Annotated in this window: 14 protein-coding genes; 9 read left to right on the forward strand and 5 right to left on the reverse strand. The window is 64.1% G+C overall.

Annotated elements, in window-relative coordinates; all coding sequences use genetic code 11:
- The first annotated feature begins 316 nt into the window (after positions 1 to 316).
- From BG22_RS02950 to pknB, 7 genes are read left to right on the forward strand one after another with little or no spacing between them, the layout of a single operon-like run.
- Complete coding sequence (locus tag BG22_RS02950; protein WP_094667912.1) at positions 317 to 1,018, forward strand: DUF3662 and FHA domain-containing protein; 702 nt, start codon at positions 317 to 319, stop codon at positions 1,016 to 1,018.
- A gap of 30 nt (positions 1,019 to 1,048) precedes the next feature.
- Positions 1,049 to 1,570 carry an FHA domain-containing protein gene (locus tag BG22_RS02955; RefSeq protein ID WP_140493049.1) on the forward strand — a complete coding sequence of 174 codons (522 nt, stop codon included), beginning with the start codon at positions 1,049 to 1,051 and terminating at the stop codon, positions 1,568 to 1,570.
- Positions 1,571 to 1,574: 4 nt separating this feature from the next.
- Entirely contained in the window at positions 1,575 to 3,245 is a 1,671-nt protein-coding gene (locus BG22_RS02960) for a PP2C family serine/threonine-protein phosphatase (RefSeq protein ID WP_140493054.1), read from the forward strand.
- Positions 3,242 to 5,065 (forward strand): FtsW/RodA/SpoVE family cell cycle protein, encoded by a 1,824-nt coding sequence (locus tag BG22_RS02965; RefSeq protein ID WP_140493058.1) that lies wholly within the window; start codon positions 3,242 to 3,244, stop codon positions 5,063 to 5,065. Before BG22_RS02960 ends, BG22_RS02965 begins: the two co-directional genes overlap by 4 nt.
- Positions 5,062 to 6,528: a penicillin-binding protein 2 gene (locus tag BG22_RS02970; RefSeq protein WP_140493061.1), complete on the forward strand. Its 1,467-nt coding sequence runs from the start codon at positions 5,062 to 5,064 to the stop codon at positions 6,526 to 6,528. The genes BG22_RS02965 and BG22_RS02970 overlap by 4 nt, the downstream gene beginning before the upstream one ends.
- On the forward strand, positions 6,525 to 7,487 hold the full coding sequence (locus BG22_RS02975; RefSeq protein ID WP_094667908.1) for a serine/threonine-protein kinase: 963 nt from the start codon (positions 6,525 to 6,527) through the stop codon (positions 7,485 to 7,487). The genes BG22_RS02970 and BG22_RS02975 overlap by 4 nt, the downstream gene beginning before the upstream one ends.
- Before the next feature lie 5 nt (positions 7,488 to 7,492).
- The gene (gene pknB / locus BG22_RS02980) at positions 7,493 to 9,589 is read left to right on the forward strand and encodes a Stk1 family PASTA domain-containing Ser/Thr kinase (RefSeq protein ID WP_094667985.1); all 2,097 of its coding nucleotides are present in this window, start codon (positions 7,493 to 7,495) and stop codon (positions 9,587 to 9,589) included.
- A gap of 261 nt (positions 9,590 to 9,850) precedes the next feature.
- Here pknB and BG22_RS02985 read toward each other — a convergent pair whose 3' ends face one another.
- The 3 genes from BG22_RS02985 to BG22_RS02995 form a co-directional block, all read right to left on the reverse strand.
- A complete protein-coding gene (locus BG22_RS02985; RefSeq protein ID WP_094667907.1) occupies positions 9,851 to 10,495 on the reverse strand; it encodes an aminodeoxychorismate/anthranilate synthase component II in 645 nt (214 codons plus the stop codon).
- Positions 10,496 to 10,563: 68 nt separating this feature from the next.
- Positions 10,564 to 11,736: a class E sortase gene (locus tag BG22_RS02990; RefSeq protein WP_375137685.1), complete on the reverse strand. Its 1,173-nt coding sequence runs from the start codon at positions 11,734 to 11,736 to the stop codon at positions 10,564 to 10,566.
- Positions 11,737 to 11,855: 119 nt separating this feature from the next.
- Positions 11,856 to 12,662: a DUF881 domain-containing protein gene (locus BG22_RS02995; RefSeq protein ID WP_140493066.1), complete on the reverse strand. Its 807-nt coding sequence runs from the start codon at positions 12,660 to 12,662 to the stop codon at positions 11,856 to 11,858.
- Between the two features lie 87 nt (positions 12,663 to 12,749).
- Here BG22_RS02995 and crgA point away from each other — a divergent pair, with 87 nt between their 5' ends.
- Positions 12,750 to 13,199 carry a cell division protein CrgA gene (gene crgA / locus BG22_RS03000; protein WP_094667904.1) on the forward strand — a complete coding sequence of 150 codons (450 nt, stop codon included), beginning with the start codon at positions 12,750 to 12,752 and terminating at the stop codon, positions 13,197 to 13,199.
- 654 nt (positions 13,200 to 13,853) lie between these two features.
- Here the strand turns inward: crgA and BG22_RS03010 are convergent.
- Complete coding sequence (locus BG22_RS03010) at positions 13,854 to 14,609, reverse strand: rhomboid family intramembrane serine protease (protein ID WP_140493069.1); 756 nt, start codon at positions 14,607 to 14,609, stop codon at positions 13,854 to 13,856.
- A gap of 203 nt (positions 14,610 to 14,812) precedes the next feature.
- Between BG22_RS03010 and BG22_RS03015 the strand changes: the two genes are divergently transcribed.
- On the forward strand, positions 14,813 to 15,043 hold the full coding sequence (locus tag BG22_RS03015) for a hypothetical protein (RefSeq protein ID WP_181163348.1): 231 nt from the start codon (positions 14,813 to 14,815) through the stop codon (positions 15,041 to 15,043).
- A 469-nt stretch (positions 15,044 to 15,512) separates the two neighbouring features.
- On the opposite strand, the gene BG22_RS03020 is transcribed toward BG22_RS03015, so the two are convergent.
- A complete protein-coding gene (locus BG22_RS03020; protein ID WP_181163349.1) occupies positions 15,513 to 17,960 on the reverse strand; it encodes a glycogen/starch/alpha-glucan phosphorylase in 2,448 nt (815 codons plus the stop codon).
- Between the last annotated feature and the right edge of the window lie 327 nt (positions 17,961 to 18,287).

The following is an 18,287-nucleotide window of genomic DNA, read 5'->3' on the forward strand; positions in this document are numbered from 1 at the left end:
ATCAGCGAATCTGCATTTCCGTCCCACTCCGTCCCACTCGAATGGGAGCCAAAACATAATCGGCGATCTTACGGCGCGGCAGCCTCGCCGGCGCAGCGCCCACTTTCCGGCTCCACGGAACGTGTCTCCCAGACGAGCGACAGCCTCGCCGGCGCAGCACCGCACCGTGGCGCAAAGTGGTGCGCCACGCCCATGGAAGGCCCATAGGAATGTCTAATTTTTGGAAATTTTGCACCCATCACCACACACGGGCCCCGTTTTTTGCGCCAAATTCCCATGGCCGCGTAGGATGGGTGAAGATTAGAAAGGGAGGACTATGAGCGTTCTCGACCGTTTTGAAAAAAGCGTGGAGGGTGCGGTCAACGGAGTATTCGCCAAATTCGGCTCCAAGGACCTGCAACCTGTCGACCTTTCCAGCGCCCTGGAGCGCGAGATCGACGCCGAAGCCATGCCGGTGGGCCGCGACCGCACGGTCGCCCCGAACGAATACCGCTTCAAGCTGAGCACGCCGGACTTCGACCGCATCGAGGCCTGGGGCAGCGAAACGCTGGCCAATGAGCTCGCGGACAACCTCACCGAGTACGCGAAGAGCCAGCATTACGCCTTCGTTGGGCCCGTGGTCGTGATCTTCGAGGAGGATCTGGACCTGTCCAAGGGCAACTTCAACCTCACTTCCGAATCCGTGCAGGGCAACGCCGTGCCCGTCACCACGGACGCCCAGACCGAGGACAGCCCGGTGCTCGAGGTGAACGGCAACCAGTACCTGCTCACCAAGGACAAGACCGTGATCGGCCGCGGCTCCGGCTGTGACATCGTCATCGACGATCCGGGCATCTCCCGCAAGCATCTGGAGATCGACATCACCGACAACGGCGTGATTGCGCGCGACCTCGGCTCCACGAACGGCACCTACGTCGAGGGCCATCAGGTGCCCGCCGCCACGCTGCTGGACGGCAACACCATCACCATCGGCCGCACGCGCATCCTCTACTGGGCCTCGGCGCAAGCCCAGGAGTAACCGAGCGCAACGCCCGAAAGTCGGCATCACATGACCGAACTGACATTCGCCCTTCTCAAGTACGGATTACTGGTCCTGCTGTGGGTCTTCGTGTGGCTGTGCATACGTTCGCTGCATCGGGACATCGCAACGTTCAGCCCGAAGCCGTCGCGAGCACGCCGCCGTCGCGAGCGTGAACGCGAAGCCCATAAGACCGAGGGGGCCGCACCGCAGGCACCGATCCGTTCACGGCATCCCCAGGCCGCCGGACCGCAGGCGGAGCCTACCCTGCTGGTCATCATCGACGGCCCGCTGGCGGGCAGCTCCGTGCCGCTGAACGGTGCCGAGATCACGCTGGGACGCGCCGCCTCGAACACCGTGGTGCTGGATGACGAGTTCGTCTCCTCCCACCATGCCCGCGTCTACAAGGATCCCCGTTCCGGCCAGTGGGTCATCGAGGATCTGAGCTCCACCAACGGCACCGTCGTCAATATGCAGCGCATCAACCGCCCGACCATCCTGCCCGCCCGCGTTCCCGTGCGCATCGGCGCCACCACCTTCGAACTGAGGTAGCCGCATGCCCAATTCCGCCGTTTCGCAACCGTTGTTCCTGTACTCCACCACCGTGTCCGACGTGGGCACGGTGCGCGCGAACAACCAGGACTCATCCTTCGCGGGCGAGCATCTCATCGCCATCTGCGACGGCATGGGCGGTCACGCCGGCGGCGACACGGCATCCTCGATCGCCATCCGGTCGCTGGCGCACATCGAACAGGACGACACCGGCGGCGACATCGAAGCCATCTCTCGCATGATGGAGACCTCCATCATGGCCGCGCACGACGCCATCGTCGGCAAGGCCAAGCGCGAACGCAAGCTCGCCGGCATGGGCACCACCGTGACCGCCGTGGCGCTGGTCGCCGGGTACTGGGTCATCGCGCATATCGGCGACTCGCGAGCCTATCTGCTCCGCGACGGCCATCTGAGCCGCGTCACCTGCGATCACAGCTACGTCCAGCACCTCATCGACACCGGCCGCATCACTCCCGCCGAAGCGAAGAACCATCCCCAGCGCAACGTGGTGATGCGCGTGCTCGGCGATTTCGACATCGACCCGCACCCGGACATCTCCATCCGCAAGGCCCATCCGGCCGACCGCTGGCTGCTGTGCTCCGACGGCCTGTGCGGCGTGCTCGAGGACTCGACCATCGAGGAGACCATGACCGCGCTGTCCGATCAGGGCGAATGCGCGCAGCAACTCGTGCAGATGGCCCTGCGCGCCGGCAGCACCGACAACGTGACCGCCGTAATCGCGGACGCCACGCTGGCCCTGGACGCCAGCGCCTTCGACCTGCCCCACCAGACGCCGCTCATCGGCGGCGCGGCGAGCGGCAATCTCGAGCCCATCGCCGACATCATCAACGAACCGGTGGCCACCGCCCCCGCGCTCAAAGAGGACGATTCCCCGGCCCAGCGTGCGGCCGCGCTCATCCAGCCGGCCGACGCCCACGACGACACCAAGGACGGCGCCGCGGCCGAAGCCGGCACCATACGCGTGGCGCAACCGTCCACCGTCCGCGAGGAGACCGGCGAGCGCACCAATCCCGACACCGGCGAAATCCCGGTGGTCCGCAAGCCCGACGGCCGGCTTTCGGCCGATCCGAACGACCCCGAGGTGGCCAAGGCCATCCACGCCGAGCAGGCCGAGCAGAAGAAGGCCAAGCGCGGCAGAAGGCGCCGCAACATGATCGCCACCATCATCACCTGCGTACTGGTGGTGGCGGCTCTGGCCGGTGCCGGCTGGGGCGCGTACGCCTGGAGCCAGACCCGGTATTACGTGGGCAGCGCCAGCGGCAACGTGACCATCTATCAGGGCATTCCGACCAACCTGTTCGGACTTGAGCTGTCCCACGAGGTGGAGCGTACGGACATCGCCGCCTCCGATCTGCCGGCCACATGGCGCGACCAGCTGTCGCAGGGCATCACGGTGGATTCGATGGCCGAGGCGCAATCGCATGTGAACATCATCCGCAGCGAGATGGCCAAGCTCGAGGAGCAGCAGAAGCGTGCCGAGGCCGAAAAGGCCAAGGCGCTGGCCAAGAGCACGGATAAGGCGAAGGCTGATTCGTCCGCCGGCTCGTCTGGCTCGTCCAGCTCCGGCTCGGGCTCATCCGGTGCCGACTCCGGCTCGTCCAACCAGTCCGGCATCGGCGCGGCGGACGACGCCGCCACGGGGGGTGCGCAATGATCGCGACCCGCCTGCGCCAAATCTTCCTGCTGCTGTTCTCGATAGGGGTGGGTGCGCTGGCCTTCGTGCAGATGTTCCAGCGGACCACCGGCTCGTTCCCCCGCGAATACCTCATCATGCTGGGTGTCGTGGTGGCGCTGTTCCTCGTGCTGTGGGGGCTGACAGTCAAATTCCAGCCGTACGCCAGCCAATCGATCATCCCATGCGTGCTGCTGCTGACGGCCACAGGTGTGACGATGATCGCCCGCATCGACCAAAGTCTGGGCAAGGCCGCGGCGATGCGCCAGCTGATGTGGCTGTGTCTGGCGTTGGTGATCGTGGCGCCACTCATCATCTTCCTGAAGGACTACCGCGTGCTGCGGCGCTTCTCGTACGTGTCGATGGTGGTGGGCCTGGTGCTGCTGCTTTCGCCGATGCTGCCGGTGCTCGGCCAGGAGGTCAACGGCGCGCGCATCTGGGTCAAGCTCCCCGGTCTGGGCCAGTTCCAGCCCGGCGAATTCGCCAAACTGTTCCTCGCGTTCTTCTTCGCCGCCTATCTGTTCGACCATCGCGACCAGCTGGCCGTGGGCGGTAAGAAGGTGCTCGGCCTGCAACTGCCGCGCATCAAGGACCTCGGCCCGATCATCGTGGTGTGGTTCGCCTCGATGGGCGTGCTCATCATGCAGCACGATCTGGGCACCTCGCTCATGTTCTTCGCCATGTTCGTGGCCATGCTGTACGTGTCCACCGGGCGGAAGAGCTGGATCATCATCGGCCTGATCGCCTTCGCGGCGGGCGCGGTGCTGGCCGCAGGCCTCTTCAGCCATGTGGGACAGCGCGTGGACGCCTGGCTCCACCCGTTCAGCGCGGAGGAATACAACAAGCCGTACGGCGGCTCGTGGCAGCTGGTCACCGGCATCTTCGGCCTCGCCTCCGGCGGCCTGCTGGGCACCGGTCTGGGCCAGGGCCATCCGGCGCTCACCACCTTCGCCAACTCGGACTTCATCTACGCCTCGCTGGGTGAGGAGCTGGGCCTCGTGGGCCTGCTGGCCATCCTCATGATGTACCTGATCATCATCGCCTCCGGATTCATCACCGCCATGAAGGTCAAGGACGGCTTCGGCAAGCTGCTGGCCTCCGGACTGGTGTTCACGATGGCGTTCCAGGTGTTCACCGTGGTGGGCGGCATCACGCTGGTCATCCCACTCACGGGTCTGACCCTGCCGTACATGGCGGCCGGCGGTTCCAGCCTCATCGCCAACTACATCCTCGCGGCCCTGCTGGTGATCATCTCCAACGCGGCGAACGCGCCGGAGCCGGAGCTCACCTCCGACACCTTCCAGTACGAGGCGCTGGCCGTGCTGCGCGACAAGGAGCTCAAGGCGCGCGCCAAAGCCACCGAGGAAATCGTCCGTCCGCGCAGCGCCTCCGCCGTCTCCTCGGCGGCGCCCAACGAACCGTATGAGTCGGGGGAAACCGGGGAGTTCGGCGAGCCTGACGCGCCCGAATCAGCGCAGATCGAGACGATCGAGGAACCGCACGGCTCGCACGCGGCCCACGCCGCGCGTGCCCCGCACACCGTGCCTTCCGCCGCCCACGGCGCCCGCTCCACCGACGAGCCCGGGTACCGCCCATACCGCGACGAGCCGCTGGACGACGACGAGCCGATCATCGATATCACCAAGCAGGACCCCTCCCGGTTCGACATCCCGGAGCCGTCGACCCGCACGGCTTCCCTGCCGCCGGTGCCGCCCATTCCGACCATTCCAACCGTTCCAGCCACACCAACCGTTCCGACTGCACCAAGCGCCCCGACCATCAATGGAGGTGACCGCGCATGAACAAGTATCTGCGCCAGCTGTTCACCGCCGTGGTGGCGCTGTTTGTGGTGCTGGGCCTGTCTTCGACGATTCTCATGGCCATCCGCGCCAACGAGCTCAACAACGATTCGCGCAACGCCCGGTCGCTGTACCACCAGCTCGGTGCCGACCGTGGTGCCATCCTCGCCTCGGACGGCACGGTGATGGCCAAATCCGAACCGGTCAACGACGCCTTCAAGTACCAGCGCGTCTACTCCAACGGCCCGCTGTATGCGCCCGTCACCGGCTTCTTCTCCATCTCGCAGACGGCCGACCGCGGCCTTGAGGCCTCACGCAGCATGCTGCTCAATGGCGAGGCCGATTCGTTGGTCTGGCAGCGCGCCAAGGCCATGCTCACCGGCGGGTCGAATCAGGGCGCCTCGATCGAAACGTCCATCGACCCCAAGCTCCAGCAGGTGGCCTACGACCAGCTGGGTTCGCGCGACGGCGCCGCCGTGGCCATCGAGGTGAAGACCGGCCGCATTCTGGCCATGGTGAGCACGCCGAGCTACGATCCGAACACATTGGCCTCGCATGACGCCGCAGCCGCCAGCAAGGCGTATCAGGACCTCGCCGGCCAGGAGGACAGCCCGCTGATCAACCGTGTCACCTCGCAGCTCTACCCGCCCGGGTCCACGTTCAAGACCATCGTGGCGTCGGCGGCGCTCGAGACCGGCAAATACCAGCCGGACACGCAGATTCCCGCCGGCGCGGCCTACACGCTGCCCGGCACGGCCACCCAGCTGCCGAACGCCGAATCGCAGGCGGACGGCACAAACGGCCAAATCACCCTGCAGGACGCCATCGCGTGGTCGTCGAACACCGCGTTCGCCCAGCTGGGCGTCGCGCTTGGGGCGGATACGGTCAGCGACATGGCCACCAAACTCGGCTTCGGCAGCACTATCACCATTGACGGCTCGGATTCGACCGGCACGCCGATGAAGGCGACCGCCTCGACCTTCCCCAGCGATCCCACTCCGGACCGGCTCGCGCTGGCCTCCATCGGCCAAGGCGATACCACGGCCACGCCATTGCAGATGGCGATGGTGGCCCAGGCGATCGCCAATGACGGCAAACTCATGCACCCCACGATCGTCGACCGCGTGCGCGCCTCCGACCTGACCGTGCTCTCCCAGACCAAACCGCAGGTGATGGCGAACGCCTTCAGCAAGGATTCGGCGGACAAGCTCACCTCGATGATGGAGCAGGTGGTCACCAAGGCCAATCCGCAGCTGAGCATCGACGGCATCCAGGTGGCCGCCAAGACGGGCACCGCCCAGATCGGCGTGGGCAACACCAGCATCGACGGCTGGGTGATCGGCTTCGCTCCGGCCGACGATCCGCAGATCGCCGTGGCCGTGATGGTGCATAACACTGATTTGTATGGTTCGTTCGCCGCTGGCCCGATCATGCGCGCGATGATTGAGGAGGCTCTGCAGCAATGAGACTGGTCGAAGGACAGCTGATCCACCGCCGATACCGTCTGGACTCCCGTCTGGCGCAAGGCGGCATGGGCGAGGTCTGGAAGGGCTACGACATCCAGCTCGGGCGCGAGGTGGCCATCAAGGCCCTGCGCTCGGACGTGACCAACGCCGAGGCCAAACTGCGCAGACTGCGCGCCGAGGCCCATAATTCCGCCAATCTGGCACATCCGAACATCGCCGCGCTGTTCGAATACTACGAACACGATGGCATCGGGTTCCTCATCATGGAATACGTGCCCTCCAAGTCGCTGGCCGACCTGTTCCACGAGCAGGGCGCGATGGAGGCCACCGAGCTGCTGCCGATTCTCATCCAGACCGCGCGCGGCCTATTCGTCGCGCACTCCCACGGCGTGATCCACCGCGACGTCAAGCCGGCGAACATCATGGTCTCCGATTCCGGCCAGGTCAAAATCACGGACTTCGGCGTGAGCTACTCCACCGGTCAGGGCCAGATTACCCAGGACGGCATGGTGGTGGGCACCGCCCAGTACATCTCCCCCGAACAGGCGCAGGGCCAGCAGGCCACGCCGCAATCGGACATCTATTCGCTCGGCGTGGTGGCCTACGAGGGACTGGCCGGCCACCGCCCGTTCACCGGTGCCACGCCGGTGGACATCGCTGCCGCGCATGTGAACGATCCGGTGCCGCCGTTGCCTGATTCGGTGGACGTACAGCTGCGCGAGTTCGTGATGTCGATGCTGGCCAAGGACCCGCTGGACCGTCCGAAGGACGCGCTGGTGGTCTCCCGTACGCTGGCGCGCATCGAACGGAGGCTGCTGGACCAGCAGACCGAAATGAACGACCGGACCATGACGGTGGCGACCGGCGGCCGATTGCCGCGCAGGGTCACCAGTACTCCGCGCATCGTATTGGACACCCCGGTGTCGATGATCTCGAGGATTGGAAGGGATAAGCAATGAGCAACATGCCTACTGCATTGGCCGGTGGCCGATACCAGCTTGGCCAGCTCATCGGCCGTGGCGGCATGGCCGAGGTCCATGTGGCCCTCGACACCCGTCTGGGGCGCACGGTGGCCATCAAGATCATGCGCGCCGACCTGGCCAACGACGACATCTTCCTCGCCCGCTTCCGCCGCGAGGCGCACGCCGTGGCGCAGATGAACAACCCGAACATCGTCAACATCTACGACTCCGGCGAGGAGACCGTACCCACCGAGGGCGGCCAGACCGAGCTGCTGCCGTATCTGGTCATGGAGTACGTCAAGGGCCAGACCCTGCGCGACATCCTCAAGGTGAACGGCTCGCTGAGCCAGCGCGACTGCGAGCAGGTGATGCTCGGCGTGCTTTCGGCGCTTGATTATTCGCATCGCATGGGCATCATCCACCGTGACATCAAGCCCGGCAACATCATGATCTCCGAGCAGGGCGTGGTCAAGGTCATGGACTTCGGCATCGCCCGCGCGCTGGACGATTCGGCCGCCACGATGACCCAGTCGCAGGGCGTGGTCGGCACCGCGCAGTACCTCTCCCCCGAGCAGGCGCGCGGCGAGACCGTGGACATGCGCTCCGACCTGTATTCGGCCGGATGCGTCCTGTATGAGATGCTCACCGGCCGACCGCCGTTCACCGGCGATTCCGCGGTGGCCATCGCCTACCAGCATGTGTCCGAGGTGGCCACGCCGCCGTCCGCCATCGTGCCCGGTCTGCCGAAGATCTGGGACGCGATCTGCGCCAAGGCCATGGCCAAAGACCGCCAGAACCGGTACGCCACGGCCGCCGAGTTCCGCAACGACATCCTGACCTTCATGAACGGCGGCATGCCGGTGGCGGCCGCGTTCAACCCGCTAAGCGACATGGCCAACGTGCAGGCCCGCAAGAACGCGGAGACCACCAAGGGCACCATGCCGATGGGTCCGGTGCCGCCGGCGACCGGCACACAGCCCACGCAGGCCTACAACCCGGCCACCGGCCAGTTCGAGCAGATCATGCCTCCCAGCGGCAGCTTCGCCTCGGTGCAGTCCCGCGCGGCGCAACGTGCGGCCGCGGCCAAGGCCAAGAAGCGCAAGACCATCATCGTCAGCACGATCATCGGCGTGATCGCGGTCGTCGCCATCGTGTTCGGCGTGGTGTTCATGCTGCGCGAACCGAGTACGACCGCCGCGGACACGGTCACTGTGCCCACCTGCACCGCCAACATCTCGAAGGACGGCATCGACGCCAAGCTCAAGGCGCTGGGCCTGACCATGGTGGAGAAGCACGACACCGAGTCCACCGAACCGGCCGGCACCTGCACCAAGATGTCGCCGGAGGCGGGTTCCAAGGTGGCCAAGGGCACCCAGGTGGAGGTCTGGTTCTCGGACGGCCCGCAGAGCACGAAGGTGCCCGACGTGAAGGGCAAGTCGCAGGACGAGGCCCGCAGCGAGCTGGAGGCCGCCGGATTCAAGGTGAGCTCCTCGGTCAAGAGCGAGCCCAGCAGCACGGTGGAGGCCGATCTGGTGACGCGCACCGACCCGGCGGCGGGCCAGTCGCAGCCCAAGGGCACCACCATCACAATCTACGTCTCCAACGGCATGACCAAGGTGCCGGATCTGGTCGGCCAGACCAAGGACAGCGTGCTTTCGCAGTACAGCGGCACCGGCCCGGGCAAGTTCAACTTCATCGTGGAATCCGAGGAATCGGACACGGTGCCGGAGGGCTCGATCACGCGGATGAACCCCAGCTCGGGGTCCGACATCCAGCAGGGCGGCACCATCACCATCTGGGTGTCCACCGGCAAACAGAAGGCCACCGTGCCTTCGATTGCGGCCGGCACCAGCTATGTGACCGCCAAGCTCATGCTTGAGGCGAAGGGCTTCGCCGTGGTCGCCAACGGGCCCACGGACGCCTCCGCAGTGGTGGTGAGCATCAGCCCGGCCGGTGGCTCGGAAGCCGATGCGGGCTCGACGGTCACCGTCACCACCCGCGATGGCAGCTCAGGCACCGTCACCCCCGGCGGCGGCACGACCGGCGGCAATGGCAACGGCAACAGCGGCGAGACCAAGCCCACCACCCCGGAGGAGTAGCCGCCAGCATATACTCAGCTGGCCGAACTCCAAAGCACGCAAGTCGCGTGGTTGAGGGGCATATCTCACGACCGTAAGCTTGGCCGAACGGCCTTGAGTGTGTCGTGAGATATGCCCCTCAACCACGCGACGGTAAGCTCAGATAAGCCCATCCAACCGGCCTATGTAGTCATACCATCCCAAGGAACCGTTCACTCTGTATAACAGACTCGGCATGAACTCCGTCCGGCCAATCGGAAGGCGGCAGTCAGCGTATTGGCCCTACTTCGTGACCTTGGGCTGGAGTCCGGCGGACTTGGCGACGGCGCTGTCCTGACCGCAGACCTTGAGCCAGTTGGCGAGCAGACGGTAGCCGTCCTGCGTCATCACCGATTCGGGGTGGAACTGCACGGCGTACATGGGCTTGCCCTTGACGCGGATGCCTTGGATGATATGGTCGCCCTGCGTCCATGCGGTCACCTCAAGCGTATCCGGCACGGAGTCGGGTTCGACGGCCAGAGAATGGTAGCGGGTGGCGGTCATCGGATTGGCCACGCCCTCGAAGATCTCGTCATCGATGTGTTCCACGAGGCTGGTCTTGCCATGCATGATCGTGGGTGCGTGGTCCACCGTGCAACCGTAGACCTCGGCGAGCGCCTGCAGACCAAGGCATACGCCGAACATCGGCGTGCCGGTCTCGGCGGCGAGGCGAATCACGCCCTCGCTGGCGCCGGAATCGGCCGGGGCGCCGGGGCCGGGGGAGATCAGCACGCCATCGTAGCCGTCCAGCACACCGGGCTTGGCGGGATCGATGGCGTCGTTGCGCACCACGTCAACGGTGGCGCCGAGGGTTTTCAGGTATCCGACGATGGTGTAGACGAACGAATCGTAGTTGTCCACCACCAGAATATGCGCGGAATCAGTCATGCTTGCTCCCCTGATTGCTGTCCAAAAGGCGGGTCTTGCAAGCCATACTACTCAGTCCGCGCGCCACGTCACTGTGGCACGGCCACGTAATTGGACATCTGCTGGAGGAAGGGGATGTGGGCGGCGGCCCACGGGAAGCCCCACTGGAACAGCGCGGCGGACGCGGCCACGAGCAGCAGCGCGAGCAGTAGCCATCGGATAGGCAGCACGCCGGGCTGCAGCCGCAGCACGGTCCCGTAGATGCTGGCGTCGGGGCGACGGCGCTCCCCCATGCGGATCGCACGCAGCACCGGCCATCGCCAGGCCACGGCGGCTGCGATGAACACGATCGCCCATGCCACCAACGCCCAGATTGCCACGCGCTCCATCGACCCGATGCGCGAGGCCACGGACGGCGTCTCGGTCACCGCGAATTTCACCGCGCCGGACGAGTCGGTGGTGGCCAGCTCCTCGGGCACGCCGTCGGACACCTTGGCCCAGTAGGCGAATTCGCCGTAGCTGATCCACCGGTGGGTGGGTGTGGAGTACTTCGGCTCGCAGGTGGTCATGGTGACCATGCGCTTGGTCGGGGCCGCGTCCGGGTTCTCGGGGTTGGCGGAGATCACATAGGTGTCGGTCGGCAGCACGATCTGATAGCGCGTGTAGTGGTACACGTACCAGTAATCCTTGGTGCGGATGATGATCGGGTCGCCGGTCTGGAGCTTGTCCACGTCGCCGAGCGGCTGTCCGTAGCCGTTGCGGTGGCCCGCGAACGCGAAGTTGCCCACCTGACCGGGCAGCTGGCTGGTCTGGTACCGGCCGAGACCGTGGCGGTTGAGCTGTTCGAGCGTGGTACCCTCCACCAGATTGCGATGCCAGCCCGAGCCGAATCGCGGGATGTACACCTGTGCGATGAGGTCGCCGTACTGCGGGTCCTCCGGTTCGATGGGCGGATCGCCCTCCTGGGCCTTGGCGATGCTGGTGCCCCCATCGCCGTCCGTGCCGGCCGGATCGCCCCATGACACCGATTGCAGCGTCTGGTTCTGGGTCTGCTCGGCCTCCACGCCGGTCCACCACATCTGCCAGAGGATGTACAACGCGCAGATTGCGGCCACGGTAATCAGCAGTTCGGCCAGAATGCCGAGCGCCTGCCATAGCGGACCTCGCCGCGTTTGGGGAGCCGAGGCTTGTGGCGTCGAGGGTCGGGGGGCTGGAATCCGGGATGCTGCGGCTGGGGACGTTGAAGTTTGGGATGCCAGAATCCGGGGCGACGCTGCGGGGAACGCGTCGCCCCCGGGAATCGCGTCACCGCCACTCCTGCTGTCGCCCCTGCCGCCATCCCTACCGCTGCGGACGGGGCCGCCAGCGTGCCGGCCGCGGCTCATTGCCCGTCCTCCTCGTCCTTGACCTTGGACGTATCCACCGTGGCGTACTTGAGCTGCTGCAACAGGGCCGTGGTAGCCGGGAACTTGAGGTCATCCCGGTTGTCCACCTTGTATCCGATGCCGAACGCGGTCACGTACTGTTTGAGGATGGTGATGGCCTTGGAATCGTTGAGGGCCTTGCGCATGCCCTGCGGGTCGCCGATGGCGGAGATGGTGAACGGCGGCGCGTATTTCTTGCCGTGCAGGGACAGCACGTTGCCCGAACAGATCACGGCGGAGTTGAACAGCACGCGCTGGTCCATGATCATCATGGCCTGCGCGCCGCCGGCCCACAGCGCGTTCACCACCGATTCCACGTCCTGCTGGTGAATCACGTAATCATCGATGTTCGAGGTCGAACCGTTGTTGTTCACGGCGTTCTCCCACAACGGGGAGTCGTCGAGGGTGACGGTCACGCCCCGTCCTTCGAGCTCGGGCAGCATAAGGCCGGAACCGGAATCGTCGGACGCCGAGGAGCCGTCACCGGCCGACGTATCGGTGCCGCTCCCCTGTGACGGTTTCTTGCCGAGCACGTCGGTCAGGGTGGTCACCTGTGACTGCAATTCGGTGACGTCCTTCTGCAGATCCGCCACCTCGTCCACGCTGTGCTCGATAAGGTCGGCAGTGTCGTTGTTCACCGTGGCGGTCTTGTTCACACGCACGTTGGTGCTCAACAGGAACCCACTGAGCGCGATGACGACAAATGCCGCCACACCGGCCGCAAGCGAGCGTCTCACACCATGCTTACCCACTTGTCTGACCATAAATGCCCGTCTTTTCCTCGGCGTGTTCGCTGGTTTCGAGTGTAACCACTATTATGACTTTTAGCCTATTGAATGGAGACTAAGCTGATGGCAAACGAAGAGCTGCACGAAACCGACTCGAACGACCAGAAGGACTGGCAGGACGAGGTGACCGCCAAGGACACTGACGGCGACAAGACCACTGACGGCACCGAGGCCGCTGAGGACGAGAATTACGGCGTCGATATGGATCAGGTTCAGGCCGTCCTGAACTCCACTGCGGACAAGTCCACGATGACCCCGCAGATGCAGCGCATGATGAGCCGTCAGGAGGAGAACACCCGCCGCGTGGAGGAGACCATCAAGGGCACCAAGTCCAACCCGCGCTGGTTCGTGCCGGTGTTCTGCGCCTTCATGATCATCGGTCTGATCTGGTGCGTGGTGTATTACCTGTCCCCGGCCGGCGCATGGCCGATTCCGAACATCGGTGCGTGGAATCTTGCAATCGGCTTCGCGCTGATCATGATTGGATTCCTGATGACGATGGGTTGGCGCTGAACCTTGCGCGCCTGACGGCATCCACTTGGTGTCGGTCCGCAATACCTGTGATTGAACCGGTCCCCTAACGGGACCGGTTTTTGTTTGCCTGGATGTAGTTACCCACCTGTTGTCCACCACTTATCCACGAGTTATCCACAGGATTATCCACTCTATGTGGATGAATTACACGCTTGTAGTTCCGCGAGCAGTTATCCACCGAATGTGGACAACCGTGTGGATAACTCGTGGATAAGTGGTGGACAACACGGGATTTCCGGTGAATAAGCGGTGTACAACCGTGTGCATTGCGGTATTTGACGCATTCTGCAAGGGTGTCAACCGCGTGAAATCAACAGTGGATACCGCAGTTATCCACCGTCATCGTCGATTTCGCTATCCACAGTTATGCACCATCGCCCGGTGTACATCCCACTGCATACCAAGTTATCCACATTCTTATCCACTATTGTGCACAACTGTGCACAACTTAACAACGTAGCCCGCGGAATCACTACGCTTACTCCTGTGCATAACTCGAGGGCGTACTGATCTCCGGATTCGCACCCCTCAAGATTCGCGCCCTCTCAAGATTCAAGCGGCCACAAATACCAGAATGCCGGACACTGTGTTATCCACAATGCCCGGCATTCGGTTATCCACACAACGCTGCAATCACTGGAACAAGTAGCCGAACCGCAGCCATCCATAGGGATTGGCGGTGTCGCATAGCAGAATCAGCGCCACGACGAGAATCGTCACGAACCAGCCGTACACCTGCATGCGCCAAGCCAGGCTCTTGCCGCGCCACGGCTTGAGCCCGGTCGTCAACAGCCACGTAAGCAGGCCACCGACCACGAATCCGCCCACATGGGCCTGCCAGGCCACGCCGCCCACCATGAACGGCAGCGCGAAGTTCACCACCATCCACACCATCATCGAGCCGATGTCCGCACCGATGCGCCTGTAGACCACCAATAGGGCCGCGAACAGGCCGAACAGCGCGCCAGAGGCGCCGTATGCGGCCGACTGCCAGCCTTGCCCGCCGGGAGCGAACACACCCCAGACCATCAGTCCGAGGGCACCGCCGAGGCCGGAGATCATGTACAGGCCGAGGAACCGCCAGTGGCCCATCAGCCGTTCCAGCACAGGTCCCACAGAGTACAACGAGAGCATGTTGAACAGGATGTGCAGAATCGAGTTCGGCGCGTGCAGGAACATCGACGTGACGATGGTCCACGGCTCGCGCACCATCGTGGCCGGGGCGACCATACCCCGCACGATCAGCAGGTTCTGGAGCACCGGAGAGAGGAATCCCGCCAGCACCTCCACCAGCCATATCGCCACGCACACGGCGATGAGCACCCAAGTCACCACCGGACCGCCGCGTTCCCATTGGTATCGAATCTGCTGTTTGGTAGGCATACGCATGCATTCCACTGTATCGAATCGCGTCGAACGCCAATGTCGGAATCCGCTGTGGGTCTAGGCTACCGGCCGGTCGTATGAACGGTTATGTAAATCGCCGGCGCATGTCATTCCACCCAATCGACACAAACACGGGCCTAGAATAGGGAGCAGAGTCGGTCTGAATGGGCATGCCGACCAGACGATCCCCAGGGAAAGGAGCCGTCATGGAGAACAAGTCTTCTAACGGTTGGAAGTTCTTCGCACTGCTGTTCGGCGCATTGCTTGCAGCGGTGGTTGGTCTGTACATCTACAAGCAGCAGAACCCGGATTACGATCCGTGGGAGGAGCCGTGGGAGAACAGCTCCTCGCCGGTGGACCTGGGCCTGAACAAGGCCGAGGACAAGGCCGAAGGCGACGGTGAAGCCGAAGGCGAGGCGGCTCCGGCTGAGGCCTGAGTTTTTGCTTATCCAAGTCATAAAGAAAATCCCCTGCAACCTGAATGGTGCAGGGGATTTCTTGTTTGTGCTCGCAAACGGAGTTTGAGACCGGTAGCGCACGGCTTACTCATATCCATAAGCCAGTTTGGCTGCCGGATACCAGCTGACCGGACGCCAGCTCGCCGAATGCCAGCTCGCCGCCGAATAGTCAGTTGACCGCCGGAGGGGTGGGGAGTGTGCATCCCGACACACTCAAGGCCGTTCGGCCAAGCCTACGGTCGGGATGCACACTCCCCACCCCTCCGCCTCCGTTCCTAGACGTCAACCATTCAACAGTCGTGAGGCAGGGACCAGCGCGCATCTGGCGCGCCGGTCCCGAGCCGTCAGGCGAGCGGAGCGAGTCGAATGACGCGTGCGGAGGCCGCCGTCCGAAGCCGAAGGCCTACATAAGGTAGGTCGAGGCTGAGGAAAGGCGGCATACGCTCCGTCAGTCGGCGAGCGGACCGGTGTGCCAGATGCGCTCCAAATAATCCTCCATCGAGCGATCGGAGCTGAAGTAGCCGGAGTTCGCGACGTTGAGCAGGGCCTTGCGGTTCCACTCGAGCGGGTCGCGGTAGAGCTTCTCGATCTGGGCCTGAATGTCGGCGTAGGAGGAGAAGTCGGCGAGGGCCATGAACCAGTCCTTGGTCAGCCAGTCGGCGACGAGCGGGGCGTAGGCGTTGCGGTCGCCGTTGGAGAAGGTGCCGTTGGCGACGAGCTCGATGGCCTGCTTCAGGCGAGGATCGGCCTCGTAGTACTTGGCCGGATCGTAGCCGTCGGCGTAGAGCTTCTCGACCTCATCGACGGTCATGCCGAAGAGGAAGAAGTTCTCGGCGCCGACCTTCTCGCGGATCTCGACGTTCGCGCCATCGAGGGTGCCCACGGTCAGGGCGCCGTTGAGGGCGAACTTCATGTTGCCGGTGCCGGAGGCTTCCTTGCCGGCCTGGGAGATCTGCTCGTCGAGCTCGGTGGCCGGGATGAGGTTCTGGGCCATCTCGATGTTGTAGTTCGGGAGCATGTGGACGGCGAGCTTGCCCTTGACGTCCGGGTCGTTGTTGACGACGCGGGAGACGTTGTTGATCAGCTCGATGGTCAGCTTGGCCAGGTAGTAGCCCGGGGCGGCCTTGGCGCCGAAGAACACGGTGCGCGGCAGGATCTCCTCGGCGGAGACCTCACCCTTCTTGAGGGCGGCGTACTGCGAGATGACCAGCAGGATCTTCAGGCTCTGGCGCTTGTACTCGTGCAGACGCTTGACCATGGTGTTGAACAGGGTGTTCTCGTCCACGTCGATGCCGTAGTGCTGCTTGGCGAAGGCCACGAAGGAGTGCTTGTTGGCCTGCTTGACGGCGGCGAACTTCTTGACGAACTCGTCGTCCTTGGCCAGCGGGACCAGGCCCTGGAGCAGGTCGAGGTCGGAGAGCCACTTGTCGGTGCCCAGGCCCTCGGTGATGAGGTCGGACAGGCCCGGGTTGGCGAGCTTGATGAAGCGACGCGGGGTGACGCCGTTGGTCACGTTGGTGAACTTGTCCGGGTAGGCGTCGGAGAAGTCCTTGAGGGTGACGTCCTTGAGGAGCTGGGAGTGCAGCTCGGCCACGCCGTTGACGTGGGAGCCGCCGTAGGTGGCCAGGTAGGCCATGCGGACCGCGTCACCGGTGTAGATGCGCATGCGCTCGATGGTCTCGTCGGCGACGCCCTTGTCCTTGAGCTCGTCCTCGAACTGCTCGTTGATCTTCTTGATGATCTCAAGATGACGCGGCAGCAGCTCGCCGATCAGGCTGGCCGGCCAGACCTCGAGGGCCTCCGGCAGCAGGGTGTGGCAGGTGTAGTTGAAGGTCTTCTGGGTGATGCCCCAAGCGGTGTCCCAGTCGTAGTCGTACTCATCGATGAGGATGCGCATGAGCTCCGGAATGCCAATCACCGGGTGGGTGTCGTTGAGCTGGAACGTGATCTTGTTCGGGAAGGTGGTGAGATCCGGCTTGGCCTCGCCCGGGTAGAAGACGCGGATGGCGTCGTGCAGGGAGGCGGACACGAAGAAGTACTGCTGCTCGAGGCGCAGCTCCTTGCCGACCTTGGTGGAGTCCTCCGGGTAGAGGATCTTGGAGATGTTCTCGGCCTTGACCTGCGGCTTGACGGCGTCCAGGTACTCGCTCTTGTTGAAGGCGAGCAGGTCGAACTCGTCGTAGGACTTGGCGGTCCACAGACGAAGGGTGTTCACGCGCTGGGACTTGTAGCCCGGCACGAGGTAGTCGACCGGCACGGCGCGCACGGACCACGCCGGCTTCCAGACCTTCTTGCCGTTCTCCTCGACGACCTCGCCGCCGAAGGAGACCTTCTGGTCACGGTTGTAGTCGATGTGGCCCCACGGCTCCTCGTTGGTCAGCCAGTAGTCCGGGGTCTCCACCTGCTTGCCGTTCTCGTCGAACGTCTGCTTGAAGATGCCGTACTTGTACTGGATGCCGTAGCCGAAGGCCGGCACGCCCAGCGAGGCGAGGGAGTCGATGAAGCAGGCGGCCAGACGACCAAGGCCACCGTTGCCGAGGCCCGGCTCGTATTCGGCGTCAACGATGTCCTTCGGCTGGAAGCCGAGGGCTTCGACGGCGGCGTCGAACTGCTCGGTCAGGCCGGCGTTGAGCAGCGCGTTCTCGAGCTGCTTGCCCATGAGGAACTCGGCGGACAGGTAGCCGACGGCCTTGGTGTCGCCGTTGACGGTGTCAGCCTGGGTCTTGAACCAGGCGTCGGCGAGGTGGTTACGCACGGCCTTGGAAGCGGCGACGTACACGTCGGCGGCAGTGGCCTGCTCGGGGGTGACGTTCTGGGTGTACTTGAGTTGTTCACGAATCTCGTCGGCGAACTGCTCCGCCGTAACGGGAGACTTGGGTGCGGTGATTTCGGTCATTCTGACTTTCCTTCCGGGATAATTGCCCGTTTTCATTATGCCGCGCAATAGGTAGCGCCACATGAACGTATGCATGAACTCTCCGTAACGGCGTCGGCGAGGACCGCTATGCATACGTTCTCATTTCATAGCGTAGCACCGCTACGTAGTTTACGCATCTTGGTATGTCATCGTTTGCACCAGCCAGTTTGCAATGGGCACAACGGATGGCCATACTCGGGCTGCAGGCGGAACCGGCGACACGGCACGCCGAACCGGCACGCCGTGCCCCACCGCCCCGGAGCGGTCCGCCGACACCTCGCAGCCGGAGCCGGCACCTGCCGAGAC

Source organism: Bifidobacterium sp. UTBIF-78 (assembly GCF_006408945.1).
In the GTDB taxonomy this organism is placed as follows: domain Bacteria; phylum Actinomycetota; class Actinomycetes; order Actinomycetales; family Bifidobacteriaceae; genus Bifidobacterium; species Bifidobacterium myosotis.